Consider the following 20,993-nt stretch of genomic DNA (forward strand, 5'->3'; position numbering starts at 1 on the left):
CCTAGCGCACTCGGGGTTTGCGGTTGATCAGGTGGATCCCTGTCGCCACCAGCAGCAGGGCGAACCAAACGGTGAGCCCGATGTCTTGCGACAGGATCAGCCAGCCGAAAAGCACCGCTAAGACCGCAGCCACGCGGGTCGGATAAGTCAATGGCGCGCTGTGGTTGTCACAGCACGCCATTGGGTCGTTCAACATTCTAAATGTCGGCTTAGGCTGCCTGCTGGCCGCCCGGCTTCCCGCCGCCGCCACCGCGCCGACGGCGACGACCACCGCTTGGCTTGCCAGCGCCTTCGCCCCCGCCTCCGCCACCGGGACGACCACCGCCGCCACCCGGACGGCCACCGCGCCCACGGCCACGGCCTTTGGGTTTGGACGGCTCATCAATCACTTCCCAAGGACGGCCCGAAGCCACAGGGATCGAGATGCCCATGGTCTTTTGGATCGCTTTCAACTCGCCCATTTCATCCGGTGCGCAGAAGGCCACGGCAGCGCCGTCCTTGCCCGCCCGCGCGGTCCGACCGATCCGGTGCACATAGTTGTCAGGCACGTTCGGCAGCTCGAAGTTATAGACGTGCTTCACATCCGGGATATCCAGACCACGGGCCGCCACATCGGTGGCCACCAGCACAGTGATGTCGCCATTTTTGAAACCCGCAATCGCGCGGTCACGCTGGCCTTGGCTTTTGTTGCCGTGGATCGAAGCGGCGTCGAAACCGGCTTTCACCAGCGTCTTCATCAGCTTTTCCGAGCCATGCTTTGTACGGCCAAAGACCAATGCGCGCTCGCCTTTATGCTTGGCCAAAAGCTCTTTCAGCAGTTCGGTCTTTTCGGCCTTGGCGATGAAGTGCACCTCTTGCGTCACCTTATCCGCCGCCTTGCCCGGAGGCGAGACTTCGATGCGGATCGGGCTGCTAAGATAGCTGTTGGCGATCTCGTTCATCAGCTTGGGCATGGTCGCCGAGAACAGCATCGTCTGACGCTCTTTCGGGATCAGGTTCGAGATTTTTCGCAGGTCATGGATGAACCCCATGTCGAGCATCTGGTCGGCCTCATCCAGCACGAGGAAGGTCGTGGTGTCGAGCTTGACCGCGCGGCGGTCCAGCAGGTCCAGCAGACGGCCCGGCGTGGCGATCAACAGATCGACACCGCGCTCCAGACGCTTGATCTGCGTGTTGATCGACTGACCGCCGACAACCATCGCCACTTTGATCGGCGTGCCTTCGGCATAGCCGCGCAGGTTCACGGCGATCTGTTGGGCCAGCTCGCGTGTCGGGGCCAAGACAAGCCCGCGCACGGAGCGCGGCGCGGGGCGGCCTTCAAGCTCCATCATCTGCGCGATAAGCGGCACACCAAAGGCCGCCGTCTTGCCGGTGCCGGTCTGGGCAAGGCCCATCACGTCGCGGCCATTCATGGCTTGGGGGATTGCTTGTCGTTGGATCGGGGTCGGATCTTTCAGACCCATTTCATTCAACCGGGCCACCAAGTTCTTTGGCAGGCCCATCATGTCAAAATCGCTCATTCGTTCACTTTCCGGCACGCAAGAGCGCGCACCATCCTTAGTCGCCGCGCCCAATTCAGGCGCCACGGGGTCGCGCAAGCCAGATCGCGGGCGCAGGCCACATGCCTCACACCCGTCTGTCGCGCTTGGCCCCACGCGTGATTTTGGGAACATCGGCGGGCCTTGTCGTCAGCGTCCCAGAGGCCCCTTATGGGACTTGGCGCTGATACTGCTCACGCGGCAGAAGGCTTCGCTTGACCCCCACATGGGCGGTGCGCGGGCAAAAGTCAACCGGCGGGGTTCAATTGCGGTGGCGTCTGACCGCGCTAGAATGTTAGGAACGTGGTCCGACGGACGAAGGGCGAAACGATGCGCAACCCGATCATCAAACGGTGCGAGGCCATGGGCCTGCGCATGACAGGTCAACGCCGGGTCATCGCGCAGGTGATTCACGACAGTGACGACCACCCCGATGCCGAGGAATTGCTGGCCCGCGCCACTGAGATCGACAGCGGCATCTCTATCGCCACGGTTTACCGCACGGTGAAACTGTTCGAAGAGGCAGGCATCCTCGACAAGTTAGAATTCGGCGATGGCCGGGCGCGCTATGAAGATGCGCAGCGCGAACATCACGACCACCTGATCGACGTGAATTCCGGCGAGGTGATTGAGTTCGTCGACGCAGAAATCGAAGAGCTTCAGGAACGTATCGCGCGTAAATTGGGTTACAAACTGCAGGGGCACCGGATGGAACTTTACGGTGTGCCAATCAAGAAGGATGACCCATGACCGACCGTGACCGCCCGCTTCTGGCCGTGTTGATCGACGCCGACAATGTCCCGGCCAAACATGCTGCGGCCATCATGCGGGAGGTCACAACCATCGGAGAGCCCGCCCTGCGCCGCGTCTATGGCGATTGGTCGAATGACCACCTCAAAGGATGGAAGGCGCCGATCCGCGAGTTGGGCTTGGTGGCCCATCAGGAAACCGCGAACACCAAGGGCAAGAACGCCAGCGACATAGGGCTGGTCATTCAGGCGATGGACATTCTGCACAGCCGCCGCTTTGATATTATCGTAATCGTCTCCTCCGACAGTGACTTCACCGCGCTGGTGAACCGTCTGCGCGAAGATGGGGTGACGGTGATCGGCATCGGCGAAAAGAAGACCCACGATTCGCTGCGCAACGTCTACAACCGCTTCATCTTGATCGAAAACCTCGACGGAGCAGAGCCGGACACAACGTCACGCGCCAGCGCCAAAGTGGCCGACGCCCTGCCCCTGTTCAAATCGGCGATGGAGAAGATCGACACCGAAGACGATTGGTACAACCTCGGCCAGATTGGCCAGACCATTCAGGCGGCGCATCCGGATTTCGACAGCCGGACATATGGCCATGGCAAGCTGAGCGCCTTGGCCGCCGACCTCAAAGCCTTGGAAACGCGCAAAGATGGCAACCGGCTCATGGTTCGCTTGAAAAGCTAGGGCGGGGTCATTCGGCGGCGCGCTGTTCTTGCTTCGCCACGCGCGACAGCATGGCGGGCAACAGCACGCTCAGCACCACCAGCCGCATGATGTGGCAGGCGGCGACAAACCCCGGCACCACGGCCAGCACCGCGCCAAGCGCGATCATCGTCTCAAGCCCACCGGGCGCGAAAGCCACCAACACATGGCCCAGCGGCATGCCGAGCGCCCAAGCCACAGGCACAGCACCCAGCCCCGCCAGCCCGACGGCCACGCCGGTAATCGCCAGTCCCGCGCCAAGCCCGCTGACAAACCGTGCGGGCGTAATGCCAGAAAATCGCGTGCCGATCAGGCAGCCCAGCACCAGATAGGCGATAAGGGTCAGCCAACCCGGCAGCACCCCGGTCTCCAACTTGGTCAGATGCGCGATGGCAGAGACCACCATCGCCCCCATCAAAAGCGGTGCGGGCACCGAAAGCCGGGCAAAGATCAGCCCTACAACCACGGCCGCAAAGATCATCACGAAGATTGAGAGCACCTCCATCCCCGCGCCCGCCGGGGCGATATTGCCGGTCATATCGACGCCCATCAGCAAAGCGGCAAAAGGCACGACAATGGTCAATGCCAAAAGCCGGACCGACTGGGTGATCGAAATCCGCGGCACGTCAGAGCCTCCGTCGCTGGCAATCGCCATGACGAAACTCAGATGCCCCGGAGCCGAGGCCAGAAGCGCGGAACGCGCGTCGAAACCGAAATACCGCGCCAGCATCCAGCGGCAGACAGCCATAATCCCCCAGATCACCCCCGTCATAAATACAAAGGCCAGCGGCCAGCGCACCATGGCGTTGACAGCATCTTGGTTAAATCCCGCGCCGACAGCGATGCCCAGCACCACGAAACAGGCATCCCGCAGCCGCGGGTCGACCGCCGTGCGCAGACCGGCCAGCCCCAGACCACTCACCGCGATCACCGGCCCCAGCAGCATATAGACAGGGGCGTTGAGCCACCAAAACAGCAGCGCGCCAAGACCCCCTGTGGCAAGGGTCAGCAGGGTGTCACGCGGGGCAAGGGAAAGGCTGGGCCATCTCATGCATGATGGCTAGCACCCTGCCGCAGCGGGCGCCAGAGCCACACGCATGACGCGCATTTTGGGCTCTTGCCCTTTCATCGCAAAAGGTTCATGGGCGATTGGCAATATCCGGTGTGAAAGGGCGATAACATGGACAATCTGCGCGGCGCGATGCTGATGGTGCTGGCCATGGCCGGTTTCGCCATTGAGGATATGTTCGTCAAACTGACGAGCGATGCCCTCCCCGTGGGGCAGATCATCGCGCTGTTGGGCGCGGGCGGCGGGGCGATCTTTGCCGTGATCCTGCGCATTCAGGGGCGGCGGTTGTTCTCTGCGGATATGCTCACCGGGCCGATCCTGCTGCGCGCCGTGGGGGAGGTGCTGGGCACCCTGTGTTTCGTGACCGCTATCGTGCTGACGCCGCTTTCCTCGGCCTCTGCTATTTTGCAGGCGACCCCGCTGGCCGTGACCCTTGGTGCGGCGCTGTTTCTGGGAGAACCCGTCGGCTGGCGCCGTTGGAGCGCGATTGTCGTGGGTTTCCTCGGCGTGCTGCTGATCGTCCGCCCGGGGTTGGAGGGGTTCAACGCGCTGTCGCTCTTTGCCGTGGCAGGTGTCATCGGCCTTGCGCTGCGCGATCTGGCGACCCGTAAAGTCCCCAAAAGCATCAGTTCCATGCAGCTTAGCTTTCTTGCCTTTATCGTGCTGGTTCCGGCAGGGCTGATCCTGATGCTGGCTGCTGGCACCCCCGCCGCCATGCCCGGCGGGGCCGAGGTGGTCTATCTTGCCGCCGCGATGGTGATCGGTGTGATGGCCTATTACGCCATCGTGGCCGCCATGCGCGTGGGCGAAGTCAGCTTCGTCACGCCCTTTCGTTACATGCGGATGCTATTCGCGTTGGTCGCGGGGATCGTGGTCTTTGACGAATCCCCCGACACGCTGACGCTCGTGGGGGCCGCGATCATCATCGCCTCGGGGGTCTATACCCTGCTGCGCGAACGCAAAATCACCCCCGGCCCCGCCGCGGTCTTTCCAAGCCGGGCCTGCCGGGGTAAACCGCTGCAAACCCGAACATGAGGACAAAGCCCATGAGCACGATCATCGACATCCACGCCCGCGAAATCCTCGACAGCCGGGGCAACCCGACGGTCGAAGTCGACGTTATCCTCGAAGACGGGACCATGGGCCGCGCCGCTGTCCCCTCCGGTGCCTCCACCGGCGCCTATGAGGCGAATGAGCGTCGCGACGGCGACATATCCCGCTACCTCGGCAAAGGCGTTTTGGAAGCCTGCGCCGCCGTGAACGGCGAGATCGCCGAAGCGCTGGTCGGGATCGACGCGACCGAGCAGGTTGAGATCGACGAGATGATGATCGAACTCGACGGAACCGAGAACAAATCCCGCCTTGGTGCAAATGCGATTCTGGGTGTGTCGATGGCCGCCGCCAAGGCCGCCGCAGACTACTGCGCGCAGCCGCTTTACCGCTATATCGGCGGCACCACTGCCCGCGTTCTGCCCGTGCCGATGATGAACATCATCAATGGTGGCGAACATGCCGACAACCCGATCGACATTCAGGAATTCATGATCATGCCGGTCGCCGCGGAGAACATCCGCGAAGCCGTGCGCATGGGCGCCGAAGTCTTTCACACGCTGAAAAAAGAACTTTCCGCCGCGGGTCTGTCGACCGGGATCGGCGACGAAGGTGGTTTTGCCCCAAACATCAGCTCGTCACGCGATGCGCTTGATTTCATTTTGAAGTCGATCGAAAAAGCGGGCTACAAGCCCGGCGAAGACATGTACCTCGCCCTCGATTGCGCGGCGACGGAATACTACAAAGACGGCAAATATGTCCTCTCCGGTGAGGGCAAGACCCTGTCGAGCGAAGAGAACGCCGACTATCTGGCAGCCCTCGTGAACGACTATCCGATCATCTCCATCGAAGACGGCATGGCCGAAGACGATTGGGACGGCTGGAAGGCACTGACAGATGTCTTGGGCGGCAAGGTGCAATTGGTGGGCGACGATCTCTTCGTGACCAATCCCGCGCGTCTGTCCGACGGCATCAAACGCGGCTGCGCCAACTCCATGCTGGTGAAGGTCAACCAGATCGGCACCCTGACCGAGACGCTCAAGGCTGTCGATATCGCGCATCGCGCAGGGTACACCAACGTCATGTCGCACCGCTCGGGCGAGACTGAGGATGCCACCATCGCAGACCTTGCCGTGGCGACAAACTGCGGTCAGATCAAAACCGGCTCGCTCGCGCGTTCCGACAGACTGGCCAAGTACAACCAGTTGATCCGTATCGAGGAAATGCTGGGCGAGACCGCGCAATACGCGGGCCGCTCGATCCTGCGCGGCTGATGTCTAAAGTTGATATTCGTCCTGTCACCACCGCTGCGGATCTCGCGGCGGTGGTTGAACTTTGCTGGGCCTACCGTGACTTTCTGTACAACTTCGCCCCGACCGAGCGGCTGATTGTCGAGACCTTCTATCCGCAAGACAAATACAGCGCTCTGATGGCCCGTCTGGCCGATGAACACGCCCGCCCGCGCGGCATCATTCTGTTGGCCGAGCGGGATGGCATCCCTTTGGGCTGCGGCATGTCCCATGCGCTGAGCGATACCGAGAGCGAGATCAAGCGCGTCTTCGTGACGGATGCCGCCCGTGGTACAGGTGCGGGTCGGGCGATCTGCCAAAGGTTGATAGATCAGGCGCGGGAGGATGGGTTTGAGAAGGTCTATCTCGACACGTCCATCGCCTTTGCCCCTGCCCGCGCGCTCTATGCCTCGCTTGGGTTTATTGAGCGGGGGCCCTATCAGCCAATGCCTGATTTCGCCCGTAAGGCGATCTGCTTTTATGAGCTGCCGCTGACGACTGCCGCCGCTCTGCCCCGGTAGCGCATAATGAGGGGCGGAAGTTCCCCCGCCCCTCATTCTTCATTCCGCGGCCTTCATCCCACTGCCGATCAGCTGGCGAATAACTGCAGGAACTTCTGTTTCGAATACCCCAGCCGCAATACGCCGCGGTCGGACAAACGCGGCGCAATCCGCATCCGGATGATATCTTTGTCAGTTTTCAGCGCCGCGCTGAGGCGTAGAACGGCATCGACCTTACCGTTGGGTCCGGGGGCGACTTCTTCGATCATACCGACCAAGATGCGGTCTTTGCTCCAGACCGGTGCGCCGATGAGCGTCGCAATGTTGATCGTTTTGGCAGAGATTGCACTGCTGTCGGCCACGCCCGTCGCCCGGCCTGCGGTGGTCCCTGGGACAGGGTCCTGCCCGCCCGTGCCCGCACCGCCGCTGCCTGAGCCGCCATTGCTACCGACCGAGACGCCCGCCCCGGCCCCGACACCATGACTGCCGCCGACTGAGGCGCCGACGTCTGCGTTCACGCCATCACCGCCGCCGACCGACGCGCCGACGCCCGCGTTCACGCCGCTATCCCCGCCGACTGAAGCGCCGACTCCGGCTCCGACGCCATCGCTTCGGCCAACTGAGGCCCCCATGCCGACATCCGCGCCGCCGTGGCCGCCGGCGCTCACGCCGACCCCCAGACCAATTTCCGCCTGGGCCGCGGGCGTGAGCAAAATCGCCGCCGCCGTGATCGCCATGGAGTTTTTAAGTTTCTGGTTTGAAAGATAGTCATTTCGAATCTCCTTCTTTAGATCGGGGCCGGTAAGCTTCAGCTCCTCCGCCAGCCATTGGGCCCCATGCTATATTCACGCTTACAGAAGGATTTTTGTTTCAAATAATTGCGAAAAATATATATTTTTTGAAATTTTGTTAAAGGGATGCCGAAGTTGCCGCCTTGGCCGCGTAAGAGCTGCACCCTGCTGCCCGATTGGGCGCCCTCCGGCAAATTCCCGTCATGATTGAATTTTTAACGCTCGGACTTCAGATTCGACTGACGGTGCCGCCACCCACTGCGGCGCGCACGCCAGTGGTGCCGGGGCATGAGGTCGGCAGGCCACGCGCCACGCGCACGGCGAGATAGGCAAAAGCCTGTGCCTCCAGCATATCGCCATCCAACCCGATCTCTTCCACCGGAGCGACAGGGCAATCAAGGCTGACGTCCAGCATCCGCATCAGCACCGGATTATGGCGCCCGCCCCCGTGACATAGACCCGCTCGGGCGGGGCTGGGCAGTGCTGCATCGCCTCGGCCACGCCAGCGGCGCACATGGCGGTCAGGGTGGCACAGGCATCGGCGTCTGACAGTTCACCGACCAAGGCGACCATTTCCGCGAAATCATTCCGGTCGAGCGATTTGGGCGGCATGCGTGCAAAGTATGGCTCGGCAAGGAATAGCTCCAACGCGCCATGTTCCACCCTGCCCCGGGCAGCCAGTTTGCCGCCTTCGTCAAAGTCTTGGCCGAGGCGGGCCTGCATCAAATCGTTGATCGGCGCATTTGCCGGGCCGGTATCGAAAGCCAGCAGCGCGCCTTCTTCCTCTGGGCGTGCAACGCGCGGATCGACCCAAGTCAGGTTGCCCACGCCGCCAAGGTTCAAGAAAGCCACCGGGCCCTCCCGCCCAGCAAAACGGGCGCAGGCATGGTGAAAGAACGGGGCCAAAGGTGCGCCCTCTCCGCCCAGTTCCACATCGGCACTGCGGAAATCCCAGACAACGGGCAAGTTGATGGTGCGCGCCAATAGCGCCCCGTCGCCCACTTGCAGCGTGCCCTGCATCCGGGGCGCATGGGCAAGGGTCTGGCCGTGGAAACCGACAAGCTCAACGCCGGGCTCATCTTTCAACAGATCATCCAACAGCGCCAGATGCGCGGCCTCAACCGCTTGCGCTGCCGCCTCAACCTCGGCCCCGTGCCATTTTCCGAATCCGGCGGCGATCACCCGACGCTCTTCGGCCGAATAGCTGCGATAGGCGCTGCGGCCAAAGCTGGTGATGTCCTGCCCATCGGTGCGCAAAATAGCCGCGTCCACCCCATCTAACGAGGTGCCCGACATCATTCCCAATGCCGTTACCACACCGGTTCCGACATGTTGCCTGTGCATGGCCCTATTCATGGCCTTTTCCTTTGCCGCTCGTGCGCATATAGATTGCCCCGCAATACAGTTTTGAGGCAAGTCACCATGACATACCATCCCAAATCGGAGTTCATCCACACGATGATGCAGCGCGGCTTTCTGGCCGATTGCACCGATTATCAAGGGTTGGACGAAGCCCTCATGAAAGGCGCGGCGCCGGCTTATGTAGGGTATGACGCCACGGCCAAGTCACTGCACGTGGGGCATCTGGTCAATATCATGATGCTGCGGTGGTTGCAGAAGTGCGGCGGCAAGCCGATCACCCTAATGGGCGGCGGCACAACCAAGGTGGGCGATCCGTCCTTCCGGTCGGATGAACGCCCCCTGCTGACGCCAGAAGCGATTGACGACAATATCGAAGGCATCCGTCAGGTCTTTGCCCGCTACCTTGATTATGGGGATGGGCCGAGCGACGCGCTGATGCTTAACAACGCTGAATGGCTCGATGAGTTGAACTATCTCGATTTCCTGCGAGACATCGGGCGGCATTTCTCGATCAATCGGATGCTTAGCTTTGAAAGCGTGAAATCGCGGTTGGACCGCGAGCAATCACTGTCGTTCCTCGAATTCAACTACATGATTTTGCAAGCCTATGACTTTATGGAATTGCACCGCCGTTATGGGTGTATCCTGCAGATGGGCGGCTCGGACCAATGGGGCAACATCGTCAACGGCATCGACCTGACGCGCCGCGTGATCGACGGCGAAGTTTACGGCCTCACATCGCCGCTTTTGACCACCAGCGACGGCAAGAAGATGGGCAAATCGGCAGGGGGCGCGGTCTGGCTGAACGGCGACATGCTTTCGCCTTACGAGTTCTGGCAGTTCTGGCGCAATTGCACCGATGCCGACGTGGGCCGGTTCCTCAAGCTCTATACCGAGCTGCCGGTCGACGAATGCGACCGTCTGGGCGGGCTTGCCGGGTCTGAGATCAATGAGGCGAAGGTGCGACTGGCCAATGAGGTCACCGGCCTGCTGCACGGCGAAGAAGCGGCGCGGAACGCCGAAGCCACGGCGCGCGAGGTCTTTGAAAAAGGCGGCGTGGGCGACGATCTGCCTACATTAACTCTTACGGCGGCGGATGTGGGCGATGGGGTCTCGATCGTTCAACTGCTGGTGAAATCCGGCCTTGCGGGCTCCGGTAAAGAGGCCAAGCGCCTGATTGCCGAGAATGGTGCGCGGATTGATGATCAGCCGCTGACAGATGCGGGCTTGATGCTCGATGCGGGCGCGCTCTCGTCTCCTATCAAGCTGAGCGCAGGTAAGAAACGCCACGCGCTGGTGCAGATCGGCTAAAGTCTTAACTTAACGGGGGCTGCCTTACGGCCCCCAGTCTCCTCCTGCTCATCACCTGTTCCAGCAAGCATGGCTTGCATGGGGCCAAACTTCGTGTTGAACTGAACAAGCGTTCATATCGGGGGAGCCATCATGAAACTAGACAGTACAGCCGCCATCATCACCGGGGGCGCATCGGGGCTTGGCGAAGCCACGGCGCGCTATTTTGCGTCGCAAGGCGCGCAGGTCACCCTGCTGGATCGTGACGCCGCCCGGGGCGAATCTGTGGCCAAGGAAATCGGCGGGCATTTCGTCATGACCGATGTGACGGATGAGACTTCGGTGCAAAAAGCGGTGGACCAAGCTCAGGAAAAGATGGGCTGGATCACGGCGGCGGTGAACTGTGCAGGCATTGCACTTGGGATCAAGACCACAGGCCGCGACGGGCCGCACCCGTTGGACGCCTTTCAGCGCACGGTCGACATCAACCTTGTCGGCAGTTTCAACGTGGCGCGGCTTGCAGCGGTGGCCATGGCCAAGAACACACCCGAAGACGATGGCGCGCGGGGGGTGATCATCAACACCGCCTCAATCGCCGCATTTGACGGGCAAAAGGGCCAAGCCGCCTATGCCGCGTCCAAAGGCGGGATTGTAGGCATGACCCTGCCCATGGCGCGGGATCTGGCCAAAGACGGCATCCGCGTGATGACCATCGCGCCCGGCATCTTCAAAACGCCGATGCTGGCGGGGCTGCCGGAAGAAGTGCAAGCGGATCTGGCCAAGGATGTCCCCAACCCGCCGCGCCTTGGCGATCCTTCGGAATACGGGCGGTTGGCCGGGTTCATCGTTGAAATGGGCTATCTCAACGGCGAGGTTATCCGCCTTGATGGGGCGCTGCGGATGCGCTGATGCCGCTGCAGAACCGCGTCCAGCCCGATGGAGAGATCATCGCCCACCCCGCGCGGGGTGGGTTCATGGGCAATCGCGGTATCCTGCACGATGAAAACGGTCTGCACCCCAAACGCCGTTGGGCGCATCAGAATTGGGTGTGCTGTGTGCTCAGCTTCAAGGGCCGTCGGCGGCAGTTGATGGCCCCGCGTCACTATACCGAGCTTTTCTTTCTGGATGAGGCTGTGGCCTTTGCCGCCGGTCACCGGCCCTGCGCTGAATGCCGCGCCGCGGATTACCGGCGGTTCCGGGCGTGCTGCGATGTGTCGGGGCCTGCTGCGGCCCTTGACCGTCAGTTGCACAGCGAACGCGCCGTGCCGCGCGTTTTCCAACAGCGTCGCCATGCGGATGTGGCGATGCACGACCTGCCTGACGGGTCTTTTGTCTTAGATCATGAAGGCCAGAGTGGGGTGCTGTTCGGCGATGCCTTCCACCGCTATCAGCCCTCAGGCTACGGCCCGGCGCAACCACGCCCTCGGGGCCGTGTCACCCTGCTCACTCCGCCCAGCAGCGTCGCCGCCTTCCGCAATGGATACCGGCCGCAGATCGCTCTGAAAGACGCGGGGGATTAACCCTGCGCCTTTTCCTCCAGCGTCATCCACTCTTCCTCGGCGTCGGACAGTTTTTCGTGCCGCTGCACCAGCGCATCGGTGGCCTTTTGGAACTTCACCGGCTCACGGGTGAACAACTCCGCGTCGCTAAGCAGTTCTTCGAGTTTGCCGATCTCCGCCTCAAGACGCTCAATCTCACCCGGCAGCGCTTCGAGCCGGTGCTTTTCGGTAAAGCTGAGACCTGAGACGGATTGTTTCTTCTCTGCTTTCGGCTCGGCCTTGCCGGGCTTGGACTTTACCACGCTGTCGGAAAAATCATCCTGGTCGCGCTGCGCCAGATAGTCGCTCCAGCCGCCGGCATAGACCGTGGCACGCCCGTCGCCTTCCATGGCGATGGTGGTGGCGGCCACGCGGTCAAGGAAGTCACGGTCGTGGCTGACCAGCAGCACGGTGCCGTCGTAGTTGCCCAAGAGTTCTTGCATCAGGTCAAGTGTCTCGACATCCAGATCGTTTGTCGGCTCGTCGAGCACCAAAAGGTTCGAGGACCGTGCCATGATCTTGGCCAGCAGCAGCCGCGCCTTTTCCCCGCCTGAGAGCGAGCGCACAGGCGCGCGGGCCTGCCCCTCGTCAAAGAGGAATTCTTTTAGGTAGCCGACCACATGTTTGGGCTGTCCGCGCACCAGCACCTGATCGGCCTTGCCTGACACGCGCATGTCAGGATCCCCCGTGAGGCTGTCCCAAAGGGTCATGTCCCCGTCAAGCTGCGCACGGGCCTGATCGAAAAGCGCCAGTTCCAGATTGGTGCCGAGCTTGATCTCGCCTGAATCGGGCTGTTCTTTCCCGATCAGCATGTTCAGCAGCGTGGTCTTGCCCACGCCGTTCGGCCCCACCAGCGCGATCCGGTCGCCGCGTTGCACAGTGATCGAGAAATCCCGCAGGATCTGTTTGTCACCGAATTTCTTGGCGATCCCCGCAGCTTCGATCACCTTGCGGCCAGACTTCGGCCCGGCCTCCAACGCCATGGCCGCCGTGCCTTGCCGTTTGATCTGGGCCGACCGTTCGGCGCGGAGATCCTGAAGCGCCCGCACCCGGCCCTGATTGCGTTTGCGCCGCGCAGAGATGCCTTCGACCGCCCAACGGGCCTCGGCCTTGATCTTGCGGTTCAGCTTGTGACGCTGCATGTCCTCTTCTTCCCAGACCTGATCGCGCCAAGCCTCAAAGCCTTCAAAACCGATGTCCTGTCGGCGCACGGCCCCGCGGTCCACCCAAAGGGTCGCGCGGGTCAATTCGCGCAGAAAAGCGCGGTCGTGGCTGATGATGACAAAGGCCGTGCGGGTGCCCTTCAGCTCGGATTCGAGCCAAGCGATGGCTTCGATGTCGAGGTGGTTGGTCGGTTCGTCCAGCAGCATCAGCTCGGGCTCTTCGGCCATCAGCCGCGCCAGTGCCGCACGGCGGCGTTCGCCGCCCGAAGCCGTGGCGACGGGGCGTGCGGGGTCGAACTTCAGCCCCTCGCCCGCGCGTTCGACCTTGTACATCTCGCCCGGATCAAGACCGTGTGCGGCGAAATCGCCAAGCGTCTCGAACCCCGTAAGATCGGGTTCCTGCTCCATATAGCCGACCGACACACCGGGCCCGGCAATCACCGCACCGCTGTCAGGCTCGACCAGCCCGGCCATGACCTTCATCAGGGTCGATTTGCCCGAGCCGTTGCGGCCGACCAAAGCCAGCCTGTCGCCGGTCTGAATCACCAGTGAGAGGTCTTCGAAAACAGGATCGCCGCCAAAGGTCAGCGAAATGTCGGTGAGTTGTAAAAGGGGTGCGCGTGCCATGCCCGCCAGCTATCTCTCGGCGCGGGCAAGGTCAATGTCCAAAGGCGCGCCCGGGTCAGGCCAATGCGCGCAAGAGCCGCGCGCGGTTGGGTGGGATCGCGGCGATCTCAAGCCCGGTAAAGACGTGCAGCGTGTTCATCTGCCGGTCGATCACGGCGTGATCGCTGACCCATCCCCCATCGCCAGATAGCTACGCAGCAGCGGCGGGATCTGCTGGCGCGCGCGCCGGGGATCTGCGGTATGGCTGTCGCGGGCGTAAGCGTGGATATCCGCGGCTTTGGCGGCAGGCCGCCAGTGTGCCGGGGCAAGGTGCTGCTGTTTCAACAGGGCAAAGGCATCACGGTAGGCGGCAGGATCGGTGCCCGCAAAGGAGGAACAGCCGAACAGAAGCGCCGCACCGCTGCGGTCAACCTCTCGCGCCAACTGCCCCCAAGCGAGGCGCTGAATATCGGGGTCGTGCCAATCTGGATGGATGCAAAAGCGCCCAAGTTCCAGCATGGCGCCCTCCATACCGTGTAGGCGGCTCAGGTCATAGAATTGCGCGGCATAGCTTTGGCCAAGGCTCGTGCCCTGAAACCGCCTCAGGCGAAAGCAGCAGATCAGCGTACCGCTGGCGCGGTCCTCGACCAGAAAATGCCGTGCAGCCGCGTCGAAGGGGTCTCTGTCTGGGGTGGTTCCGGTCTGAAAACATTGCGCCCGAAGCGTCTGCGCACGGGTAATGTCAGCAGGCGTGATGGCTTCGCGCGTCAGATATCGGCCCGGGGGCGCATGGGTCATCTGCGAGGTCGCCTTCGCTTGTCCGCTGTCCCGCCGACCGTCCGGCGGGACATGCCGGGGAAACTTAGCTGCCGAATGCCGAGGGGCTAAAGCGGCCGATGTTGCCCAGAAGCTGACGCAGGAAGGTGTTATCGGCTACGGGAGATGTCGTCACGCGGCGCGATAGCGGCACAACTTGCCCGCGTTCCAGCCCAAAGCGCTCGACATTCGACACCACACCCGCCTCATTGAAGCTGACGGTCACCACTTCACGCTCGATCTCTTTGGCGGCCAGAAAGCCCAGAGCCCGTTTGCGCATTTTAACGTAATAGTAACTATCATCGCTCAAAACACCTGAAACGGTGGGCACACCGATCTTCTGGGCGACGCTTTCTTTGGTATCGCTGCCAACGACGACCTGCTCAAGCTGGTCCTGCGGCGGCACATAGCCGTGGTTTTCATACTGCGGGCTGCAGGCTGTGAGAAGCAGTGCAAGGCCCATACCTGCGAGCCGGAGACTCGTCTTGCCGGTCTGTTTCGATTTGCGCATTTGCTCTGCCCTCTTGCCCTGACGGATTATGGCTTTTATTTCGCATACACCAAGGCACCCCAAGTGTACAAGAAACGAAAGTCGGATCTCATGTCGCGCAAATCACCTACGCCCACCGCTCTACGGGTCGCTGACCTGTCCCAGACGGAGCCAAACGGCTTTGCGCTGCGCCCTGAGGCAGAGGCGCTGGCGCAGATCGCCGAGGAGTTGACCCTCTCCGCGCTGCGCAAACTCAGCTTTTCAGGGAGCATCAAACCCCTCGGCAAGCAGGACTGGCAGCTTGACGGGAAATTGGGCGCGACCGTGGTGCAGCCCTGCGTGGTCACGCTGGAACCCGTTACCACGCGCATCGACGCGCATATCACCCGCCGCTTCGTCCATGATTTCGAACTCCCCGATGAGGAGGAGGTCGAAATGCCCGAGGACGACACCACCGAACCGCTGGGTCAATGGATCGACCCTGCGCAGGTGATGATTGAGGCGCTGGCGCTGGAAGTGCCGGAATACCCCCGCAAGGGCGATGTCGAACTGGGCCAGATGGTCCATGCCGAACCCGGGCAAAAGCCGATGACCGACGAAGACGCGCGGCCCTTCGCGGGCTTGGGTGCCCTGCGCGATGCGCTAAAGAAAGACGAAACCTAAAGAAACAGGCGGAAAACCGCGGGTATTCGCGCTTGCATCGCGGCGAATTCGCGTTATTTTGCCGCCCTCACCCGAATTAAGGTTGGACATTGCGCGGCTGCGGCCCTAAAGCGTCGTCACGCCCGAAACGGGGTCCGAATTGAAACACGGTTGCGGCCTGCCACATGCACGTCAGCAACCCCGAAGGCAAAGGCACCAGACATGGCTGTCCAACAGAATAAAGTATCTAAATCCCGCCGCAACAACCGCCGCGCCCACGATCGCTGTCCGCAGCGAACCCGAACGAATGTTCGAACTGCGGTGAGCTGAAGCGCCCCCACCACATCTGCGCTGCTTGCGGTCACTATGACGACACCGAAGTTGTCGCCCTGACCGAAGAAGTAGACCTGGAAGACGACGCAGCATAAGCTACGGTTGTTTCCAAGGTTTTCTCTAAGGCAGTGAGGCATTCGCACTGATGACGGCCCAGCCCGATCACCCCAACGCGAAAGCCGGACACACCCTGATCTCGGTCGACGCGATGGGTGGTGACGAAGGCCCGGCAGCAATTGTTGCCGGGTGTGCGCTTTCTGCGACAGCAAATCCCGACATTGGTTTTATCCTGCATGGTCCCCGCGATCAGTTGGAGCCTTTGATCGCCAAACGTGGCGAGTTGTCGGGCCGTTGCGAAATACGTCACGCCACGGATGTCGTCACGATGGACGACAAGCCGAGCCAAGTTGTGCGTACCGGCAAAGACAGCTCCATGTGGTCGGCCATCGAATCCGTGCGCAGCGGAGAGGCGGCCGTGGCTGTCTCTTGCGGCAATACCGGCGCGCTGATGGCGATGTCGATGATACGGCTGCGTAAATTGCCGGGCGTGAACCGCCCTGCGATTGCCGTGCTCTACCCGTCTTCCAACCCCCAGGGGTTCAACGTGATGCTCGACGTGGGCGCCGATGTGCGCGCCGACGCCGATGATCTGTTGCGTTTCGCGCTGATGGGCACCTCCTATGCCCGCAACGGCATGGAACTGGAGCGCCCCCGCGTCGGTCTGCTGAACGTCGGCACCGAAGAGCATAAGGGCCGTACTGAACTCAAGGAAGCCTACGATCTGATTCGGGCCCAAGGCGATGCCACCGGGTTTGAATTCGTCGGTTTCGTCGAGGGCGGCGATATCTCGGGCAACCGCGCCGATGTTATCGTGACCGACGGTTTCACCGGCAATGTCGCGATCAAGACCGGCGAAGGCACCGCCAGCATGATCGGCAACCGCCTGCGCGAGGCGTTCAAATACTCGCCCCTGTCGCGGCTGGCCTCGCTGCTGGCCTATACATCCCTGCGCCGCCTCAGCAAAAAGATCGACCCACGCCGTGTGAACGGTGGCGTCTTTCTGGGTCTGAACGGCACGGTGGTGAAATCGCACGGCTCTGCCGATGCGACCGGCATCTCTGCTGCGATCAAACTCGCCGCGCAGTTGTCGCAGAATAAATTCAATGACAAGCTGGCCGCTCGCGTTGCCGCGACGCTGCCAGCCGAGGAGTCCGTCAAATGAGCCTGCGCGCCGTTGTCACTGGTTGTGGCCACTACCTGCCCGCCCGTGTCGTGGAAAATGCCGAATTTGAAGCGACCCTCGACACAAATGACGAATGGATCCGCTCGCGCTCGGGCATCGAACGCCGCCACTTTGCCGCCGAAGGAGAAACCACCTCCACCATGGCCAGCGCCGCAGCGCGCAAGGCGCTCGAAGACGCCGGGCGCGATGTCTCTGACGTGGATGCGATCGTCGTGGCCACCTCTACACCTGATCTTACCTTCCCCTCCGCCGCGACCATGGTGCAGGCCGAATTGGGCATGACCAGTGGTTTTGCCTTCGACGTGCAGGCGGTCTGCGCGGGCTTCGTCTATGCGCTGGCAAACGCCAATGCGTTGATCGTATCCGGTCAGGCGCGCAATGTGCTGGTGATCGGAGCCGAGACTTTTAGCCGGATCATGGATTGGACCGACCGCTCGACCTGTGTGCTGTTTGGCGACGGCGCGGGCGCGTTGCTGCTTGAGGCGCAAGACGGCAGCGACAGCCCGTCCGACCGGGGCATCCTCGCGACGGATTTGAATTCTGACGGACGCTACCGTGACCTGCTCTACGTCGATGGCGGCGTGTCGACCGGCACCACTGGCTATCTGCGGATGCAGGGCAATCAGGTGTTTCGCCACGCGGTCGAGAAACTTGCCGCCACCGCCAATACCGCGATGGACCGCGCCGGCGTCAGCGCCGAAGATGTCGATTGGATCGTGCCGCATCAGGCCAACATCCGCATCATACAAGGCACCGCAAAGAAATTGAACCTGCCGATGGAGCGCGTGGTCGTCACCGTACAGGACCATGGCAACACCTCGGCGGCCTCGATCCCGCTGGCGCTGTCTGTGGGCCGTGAGCGTGGCCAGATCAAACAGGGCGATCTGATCGTCACCGAAGCCATTGGCGGCGGTCTGGCGTGGGGCTCTGTTGTTCTGCGCTGGTAAGTCCCTGAGCTAACGTGGAAAATCTCTGCCGAATCGTGCTTGATCCGGGCATTGATGTTGACTCTAAAATTCTGAGCAGCATATGCTATTGGAAAGCATGGGGGATATAATGCCGAACAAGACATTGACGCGCATGGATTTAAGCGAAGCTGTATTTCGTGAAGTCGGTCTGTCTCGTAATGAGAGTGCTCAACTGGTCGAAGCAGTGCTTGAGCATATGTCCGACGCTCTGGTCGACGGGGAACAGGTCAAGATTTCCTCTTTCGGCACCTTCTCGGTACGCGACAAGACCGCGCGTGTGGGCCGAAATCCGAAAACCGGCGAAGAAGTTCCAATCAACCCGCGCCGGGTGCTGACCTTCCGCCCCTCGCATTTGATGAAAGACCGCGTTGCCGAAGGCAACAAGTCCTGACCCATGGTCAAATCGCCGGACGCTTTTCGCACCATCTCCGAAGTCGCTGACTGGCTCGGTATTCAGGCCCATGTTCTGCGGTTCTGGGAGAGTAAGTTCACCCAAGTGAAACCCATCAAACGGGCTGGAGGGCGGCGCTATTACCGTCCGGCCGATATGCTGTTGCTGGGTGGGATCAAGAAACTGCTGCACGATGACGGGCTGACCATCAAAGGCGTCCAAAAGATCCTCCGCGAGGAAGGGATGACCCATGTGTCCTCCCTCTCTGCCCCGCTTGATGAGCTGGATTTTGCGGAGCCTCGGCCCGCCCCCAAACCTGACATCATCCGCCCGGAAACCGGGGTGGTTCTGAACTTTGGCGGCGCAAAGTCTGACGCCGTGCCCGAGGCCGATGTCTCGGACGAGGACGCCGAAGAGGCAGAGCCTGCCGCCGATCTGGGTGAGAACGCCCTGCCCGTCGAAGAACCCGCAAGCGCAGCGGAGGCGGCGCCTGTCGAAGAGGCACCGAAAGCACCGGAGGCCGCGCCTGTGGCGGTGCCGCGCCGCTCGCCCGTGCCGCCCGCCGATGACCACCCACGGGCCACACCTGATCCGCTGGCCCCGTCTGACAGCGCGACGCCGGATGCGCCGCAATTGGATGAACCTGCCGCTGATGCTGCGGTTGAGCCCGCCCCGGCTATGTCCGTCCCATCTAAGCCAGAACCGTCCGAGCCTGAACCGGCATCAAACGCCAGCCTCCCCGATTTTCTCAAACGCCCACTGGCTCCCGAGCCTGAACAGGCAACCGAAGCGGCGCCCGACCCCGCGCCTGAGCCCGCAGAAGCCGCACCCCAAGAAGACGAGGTCGACCACACGCCCAAACCCGCGATCATCGATCTGCCTGATTTCACCCCCGAAGCCGATTTCCCCGCCAGCCCGGGGCTGCTGAGCGTTGGCGCCCGTGTCCACCGTCTGCCGCGTGACGTGCAACCTCGGGTTGCCGGTCTGCTGCTGGATCTGGCCGAATTGCGCGCGCGTATGGCCGCGGAACCCGGCACCGAAACAAATTACTAATCGCGATGAAAAGTTTGGCAATTCCCTCTTGCGCCCCCTGCGAGATCGGGTATGAAGCCCACGTAGTCGGGCTATGGCGCAGCCTGGTAGCGCGTCCGTCTGGGGGACGGAAGGTCGCAGGTTCGAGTCCTGCTAGCCCGACCAACCGACTACAACAAAACGCCCGCGCCGGTAACGCGCGGGCGTTTGTCATTTGAAAGGCCCCGTTTGATGCCCAATGCGATGAACGGGGTGCTCCCCAACCAGCAGATTGCAGCGATGATCGACAGCGGTGCCATTGCCGCCGATCCGGCGGTGACCTCCGCGCAAATCCAGCCCGCCAGCCTTGACCTGCGGCTCGGCAATGTCGCCTATCGCGTGCGCGCGTCTTTCCTTGCGGGGCACGGGGCCAAGGTCGCGGATCGTTTGGAAGAATTCGAGATGCACCGCGTCGACCTCAGCGATGGGGCCGTGCTTGAAAAAGGCTGCGTCTATGTGGTCCCCCTGATGGAGCGGCTGGCCCTGCCCGAAGGTGTCTCTGCCGTGGCGAATGCCAAAAGCTCCACCGGGCGGCTTGATCTTCTGACCCGCACCATCACCGACGGCGGCACCGAATTTGACCGGATCGCGCCGGGCTATACCGGCCCGCTCTATGCCGAGATCTGCCCCCGTTCCTTCTCGGTGCTCGTGCGCCCCGGTATGCGGTTGAATCAAATCCGCTTTGGCAGCGGGGATGCGACGCTCGATGATGACGCCCTGCGCGCGCTGCATGACACCACGCCACTGGTGGACGGCACTGCCGTGATTGACGAAGGGTTGGGCTTTTCCGTCGATCTGCGGCTGCCCGGCACCAGCCTTGTCGGCTACCGCGCGAAGCCGCATACCGGGGTGATCGACCTCGACAAGATCGGCCACTACGACCCCGCCGCCTATTGGGAAGAGGTGCACAGCACCAATGGCCAGATCATCCTTGATCCCGGCGCGTTTTATATCCTTGTCAGCCGCGAAGCGGTGACGATCCCGCCCGCCTATGCCGCTGAAATGGCACCCTATTTGGCAATGGTCGGAGAGTTCCGCGTGCATTACGCGGGTTTCTTCGATCCGGGCTTTGGCCATGCCGAAGCAGGTGGTGCAGGCTCACGCGGGGTGCTTGAGGTGCGCTGTCACGAGGCGCCCTTTGTGCTGGAGCATGGGCAGGTCGTGGGGCGCTTGGTCTATGAGCATATGGCGCAGATCCCCAGCCAGCTTTACGGCGCTGACATCGCGTCGAATTACCAAGGTCAGGGTCTGAAACTGTCGAAGCATTTCCGCTCCGTCTGACCGCCTACCGCGAGCGAAGAAACCGGCGCAGCAAGCGGACCCCTCGCTGCGCATTGCGCGCATTGAAAGCGGTGCCCCCGCGCGAGCGGCCCTTTTACC

Annotated in this window: 20 protein-coding genes, 1 tRNA gene and 3 pseudogenes; 16 read left to right on the plus strand and 8 right to left on the minus strand. The window is 62.0% G+C overall.

Annotated elements, in window-relative coordinates; translation table 11 throughout:
• Position 1: 1 nt before the first annotated feature.
• On the minus strand, positions 2 to 196 hold the full coding sequence (locus ACFQAU_RS16290; RefSeq protein WP_206054258.1) for a hypothetical protein: 195 nt from the start codon (positions 194 to 196) through the stop codon (positions 2 to 4).
• A gap of 13 nt (positions 197 to 209) precedes the next feature.
• Positions 210 to 1,520 (minus strand): DEAD/DEAH box helicase, encoded by a 1,311-nt coding sequence (locus tag ACFQAU_RS16295; RefSeq protein WP_120351011.1) that lies wholly within the window; start codon positions 1,518 to 1,520, stop codon positions 210 to 212.
• A gap of 348 nt (positions 1,521 to 1,868) precedes the next feature.
• On the opposite strand from ACFQAU_RS16295, the gene ACFQAU_RS16300 reads away from it, so the two are divergent.
• Positions 1,869 to 2,288, plus strand: a complete 420-nt coding sequence (locus tag ACFQAU_RS16300; RefSeq protein ID WP_067629018.1) for a Fur family transcriptional regulator — start codon at positions 1,869 to 1,871, stop codon at positions 2,286 to 2,288.
• The gene (locus ACFQAU_RS16305) at positions 2,285 to 2,983 is read left to right on the plus strand and encodes an NYN domain-containing protein (protein ID WP_132443450.1); all 699 of its coding nucleotides are present in this window, start codon (positions 2,285 to 2,287) and stop codon (positions 2,981 to 2,983) included. Before ACFQAU_RS16300 ends, ACFQAU_RS16305 begins: the two co-directional genes overlap by 4 nt.
• 7 nt (positions 2,984 to 2,990) lie before the next feature.
• Here ACFQAU_RS16305 and ACFQAU_RS16310 read toward each other — a convergent pair whose 3' ends face one another.
• Entirely contained in the window at positions 2,991 to 4,052 is a 1,062-nt protein-coding gene (locus ACFQAU_RS16310) for an AbrB family transcriptional regulator (RefSeq protein ID WP_132443451.1), read from the minus strand.
• Positions 4,053 to 4,181: 129 nt separating this feature from the next.
• Here ACFQAU_RS16310 and ACFQAU_RS16315 point away from each other — a divergent pair, with 129 nt between their 5' ends.
• The 3 genes from ACFQAU_RS16315 to ACFQAU_RS16325 are packed head-to-tail and all read left to right on the plus strand — an operon-like array spanning position 4,182 to position 6,930.
• Entirely contained in the window at positions 4,182 to 5,105 is a 924-nt protein-coding gene (locus tag ACFQAU_RS16315) for a DMT family transporter (protein WP_386283475.1), read from the plus strand.
• Between the two features lie 11 nt (positions 5,106 to 5,116).
• Positions 5,117 to 6,394, plus strand: coding sequence for a phosphopyruvate hydratase (gene eno, locus ACFQAU_RS16320; protein WP_132443452.1), 1,278 nt, complete (start codon positions 5,117 to 5,119; stop codon positions 6,392 to 6,394).
• Complete coding sequence (locus ACFQAU_RS16325) at positions 6,394 to 6,930, plus strand: GNAT family N-acetyltransferase (protein ID WP_132443453.1); 537 nt, start codon at positions 6,394 to 6,396, stop codon at positions 6,928 to 6,930. The genes eno and ACFQAU_RS16325 overlap by 1 nt, the downstream gene beginning before the upstream one ends.
• A gap of 68 nt (positions 6,931 to 6,998) precedes the next feature.
• Here the strand turns inward: ACFQAU_RS16325 and ACFQAU_RS16330 are convergent, their stop codons facing one another.
• Both ACFQAU_RS16330 and ACFQAU_RS16335 read right to left on the minus strand, forming a co-directional pair.
• On the minus strand, positions 6,999 to 7,577 hold the full coding sequence (locus tag ACFQAU_RS16330; protein WP_386283478.1) for a hypothetical protein: 579 nt from the start codon (positions 7,575 to 7,577) through the stop codon (positions 6,999 to 7,001).
• 352 nt (positions 7,578 to 7,929) lie between these two features.
• Positions 7,930 to 9,056 (minus strand): annotated as a pseudogene (locus tag ACFQAU_RS16335) (anhydro-N-acetylmuramic acid kinase).
• A 66-nt stretch (positions 9,057 to 9,122) separates the two neighbouring features.
• Here ACFQAU_RS16335 and tyrS point away from each other — a divergent pair.
• From tyrS to ACFQAU_RS16350, 3 genes are all read left to right on the plus strand, one after another.
• A complete protein-coding gene (gene tyrS, locus ACFQAU_RS16340) occupies positions 9,123 to 10,373 on the plus strand; it encodes a tyrosine--tRNA ligase (protein ID WP_132443456.1) in 1,251 nt (416 codons plus the stop codon).
• A 132-nt stretch (positions 10,374 to 10,505) separates the two neighbouring features.
• The gene (locus ACFQAU_RS16345) at positions 10,506 to 11,261 is read left to right on the plus strand and encodes a 3-hydroxyacyl-CoA dehydrogenase (protein WP_132443457.1); all 756 of its coding nucleotides are present in this window, start codon (positions 10,506 to 10,508) and stop codon (positions 11,259 to 11,261) included.
• The gene (locus ACFQAU_RS16350) at positions 11,261 to 11,872 is read left to right on the plus strand and encodes a hypothetical protein (RefSeq protein WP_132443458.1); all 612 of its coding nucleotides are present in this window, start codon (positions 11,261 to 11,263) and stop codon (positions 11,870 to 11,872) included. The genes ACFQAU_RS16345 and ACFQAU_RS16350 overlap by 1 nt, the downstream gene beginning before the upstream one ends.
• Here ACFQAU_RS16350 and ACFQAU_RS16355 read toward each other — a convergent pair.
• The 3 genes and pseudogenes from ACFQAU_RS16355 to ACFQAU_RS16365 form a co-directional block, all read right to left on the minus strand.
• Entirely contained in the window at positions 11,869 to 13,680 is a 1,812-nt protein-coding gene (locus ACFQAU_RS16355; protein WP_132443459.1) for an ABC-F family ATP-binding cassette domain-containing protein, read from the minus strand. The two genes, ACFQAU_RS16350 and ACFQAU_RS16355, sit on opposite strands and share 4 nt — an antisense overlap.
• Positions 13,681 to 13,735: 55 nt before the next feature.
• Positions 13,736 to 14,457 (minus strand): annotated as a pseudogene (locus ACFQAU_RS16360) (GNAT family N-acetyltransferase).
• Positions 14,458 to 14,521: 64 nt separating this feature from the next.
• Positions 14,522 to 14,986, minus strand: a complete 465-nt coding sequence (locus tag ACFQAU_RS16365) for an outer membrane protein assembly factor BamE (protein ID WP_120351000.1) — start codon at positions 14,984 to 14,986, stop codon at positions 14,522 to 14,524.
• A 90-nt stretch (positions 14,987 to 15,076) separates the two neighbouring features.
• Here ACFQAU_RS16365 and ACFQAU_RS16370 point away from each other — a divergent pair, with 90 nt between their 5' ends.
• From ACFQAU_RS16370 to ACFQAU_RS16405, 8 genes and pseudogenes are all read left to right on the plus strand, one after another.
• Complete coding sequence (locus ACFQAU_RS16370; protein WP_132443723.1) at positions 15,077 to 15,628, plus strand: YceD family protein; 552 nt, start codon at positions 15,077 to 15,079, stop codon at positions 15,626 to 15,628.
• Between the two features lie 201 nt (positions 15,629 to 15,829).
• Positions 15,830 to 16,035, plus strand: a pseudogene (gene rpmF / locus ACFQAU_RS16375) (50S ribosomal protein L32).
• 50 nt (positions 16,036 to 16,085) lie between these two features.
• Entirely contained in the window at positions 16,086 to 17,162 is a 1,077-nt protein-coding gene (gene plsX, locus ACFQAU_RS16380; protein ID WP_132443461.1) for a phosphate acyltransferase PlsX, read from the plus strand.
• Positions 17,159 to 18,130 (plus strand): beta-ketoacyl-ACP synthase III, encoded by a 972-nt coding sequence (locus ACFQAU_RS16385; RefSeq protein ID WP_067628999.1) that lies wholly within the window; start codon positions 17,159 to 17,161, stop codon positions 18,128 to 18,130. Before plsX ends, ACFQAU_RS16385 begins: the two co-directional genes overlap by 4 nt.
• Before the next feature lie 109 nt (positions 18,131 to 18,239).
• Positions 18,240 to 18,542 carry an integration host factor subunit alpha gene (gene ihfA / locus ACFQAU_RS16390; RefSeq protein WP_067265868.1) on the plus strand — a complete coding sequence of 101 codons (303 nt, stop codon included), beginning with the start codon at positions 18,240 to 18,242 and terminating at the stop codon, positions 18,540 to 18,542.
• 3 nt (positions 18,543 to 18,545) lie between these two features.
• Positions 18,546 to 19,595 (plus strand): MerR family transcriptional regulator, encoded by a 1,050-nt coding sequence (locus ACFQAU_RS16395; protein ID WP_132443462.1) that lies wholly within the window; start codon positions 18,546 to 18,548, stop codon positions 19,593 to 19,595.
• A gap of 67 nt (positions 19,596 to 19,662) precedes the next feature.
• A tRNA-Pro gene (locus ACFQAU_RS16400) sits at positions 19,663 to 19,739 on the plus strand.
• Positions 19,740 to 19,817: 78 nt separating this feature from the next.
• The gene (locus ACFQAU_RS16405; protein ID WP_120352198.1) at positions 19,818 to 20,894 is read left to right on the plus strand and encodes a 2'-deoxycytidine 5'-triphosphate deaminase; all 1,077 of its coding nucleotides are present in this window, start codon (positions 19,818 to 19,820) and stop codon (positions 20,892 to 20,894) included.
• The last annotated feature ends 99 nt before the right edge of the window (positions 20,895 to 20,993 follow it).

The sequence above is a fragment of the Sulfitobacter profundi genome, from assembly GCF_042661425.1.
GTDB lineage: Bacteria > Pseudomonadota > Alphaproteobacteria > Rhodobacterales > Rhodobacteraceae > Sulfitobacter > Sulfitobacter profundi.

What these genes read in the sequence shown, in the direction of transcription:
- ACFQAU_RS16295 (WP_120351011.1), bottom strand. Translation starts at nt 1,520, where the DNA reads ATGAGCGATTTTGACATGATGGGCCTGCCAAAGAACTTGGTGGCCCGG.
- ACFQAU_RS16310 (WP_132443451.1), bottom strand. Translation starts at nt 4,052, where the DNA reads ATGAGATGGCCCAGCCTTTCCCTTGCCCCGCGTGACACCCTGCTGACC.
- ihfA (WP_067265868.1), top strand. Translation starts at nt 18,240, where the DNA reads ATGCCGAACAAGACATTGACGCGCATGGATTTAAGCGAAGCTGTATTT.
- tyrS (WP_132443456.1), top strand. Translation starts at nt 9,123, where the DNA reads ATGACATACCATCCCAAATCGGAGTTCATCCACACGATGATGCAGCGC.
- ACFQAU_RS16385 (WP_067628999.1), top strand. Translation starts at nt 17,159, where the DNA reads ATGAGCCTGCGCGCCGTTGTCACTGGTTGTGGCCACTACCTGCCCGCC.
- ACFQAU_RS16305 (WP_132443450.1), top strand. Translation starts at nt 2,285, where the DNA reads ATGACCGACCGTGACCGCCCGCTTCTGGCCGTGTTGATCGACGCCGAC.
- ACFQAU_RS16290 (WP_206054258.1), bottom strand. Translation starts at nt 196, where the DNA reads ATGTTGAACGACCCAATGGCGTGCTGTGACAACCACAGCGCGCCATTG.
- ACFQAU_RS16315 (WP_386283475.1), top strand. Translation starts at nt 4,182, where the DNA reads ATGGACAATCTGCGCGGCGCGATGCTGATGGTGCTGGCCATGGCCGGT.
- ACFQAU_RS16395 (WP_132443462.1), top strand. Translation starts at nt 18,546, where the DNA reads ATGGTCAAATCGCCGGACGCTTTTCGCACCATCTCCGAAGTCGCTGAC.
- ACFQAU_RS16365 (WP_120351000.1), bottom strand. Translation starts at nt 14,986, where the DNA reads ATGCGCAAATCGAAACAGACCGGCAAGACGAGTCTCCGGCTCGCAGGT.
- plsX (WP_132443461.1), top strand. Translation starts at nt 16,086, where the DNA reads ATGACGGCCCAGCCCGATCACCCCAACGCGAAAGCCGGACACACCCTG.
- ACFQAU_RS16350 (WP_132443458.1), top strand. Translation starts at nt 11,261, where the DNA reads ATGCCGCTGCAGAACCGCGTCCAGCCCGATGGAGAGATCATCGCCCAC.
- ACFQAU_RS16345 (WP_132443457.1), top strand. Translation starts at nt 10,506, where the DNA reads ATGAAACTAGACAGTACAGCCGCCATCATCACCGGGGGCGCATCGGGG.
- ACFQAU_RS16405 (WP_120352198.1), top strand. Translation starts at nt 19,818, where the DNA reads ATGAACGGGGTGCTCCCCAACCAGCAGATTGCAGCGATGATCGACAGC.
- ACFQAU_RS16300 (WP_067629018.1), top strand. Translation starts at nt 1,869, where the DNA reads ATGCGCAACCCGATCATCAAACGGTGCGAGGCCATGGGCCTGCGCATG.
- ACFQAU_RS16355 (WP_132443459.1), bottom strand. Translation starts at nt 13,680, where the DNA reads ATGGCACGCGCACCCCTTTTACAACTCACCGACATTTCGCTGACCTTT.
- ACFQAU_RS16370 (WP_132443723.1), top strand. Translation starts at nt 15,077, where the DNA reads ATGTCGCGCAAATCACCTACGCCCACCGCTCTACGGGTCGCTGACCTG.
- eno (WP_132443452.1), top strand. Translation starts at nt 5,117, where the DNA reads ATGAGCACGATCATCGACATCCACGCCCGCGAAATCCTCGACAGCCGG.
- ACFQAU_RS16325 (WP_132443453.1), top strand. Translation starts at nt 6,394, where the DNA reads ATGTCTAAAGTTGATATTCGTCCTGTCACCACCGCTGCGGATCTCGCG.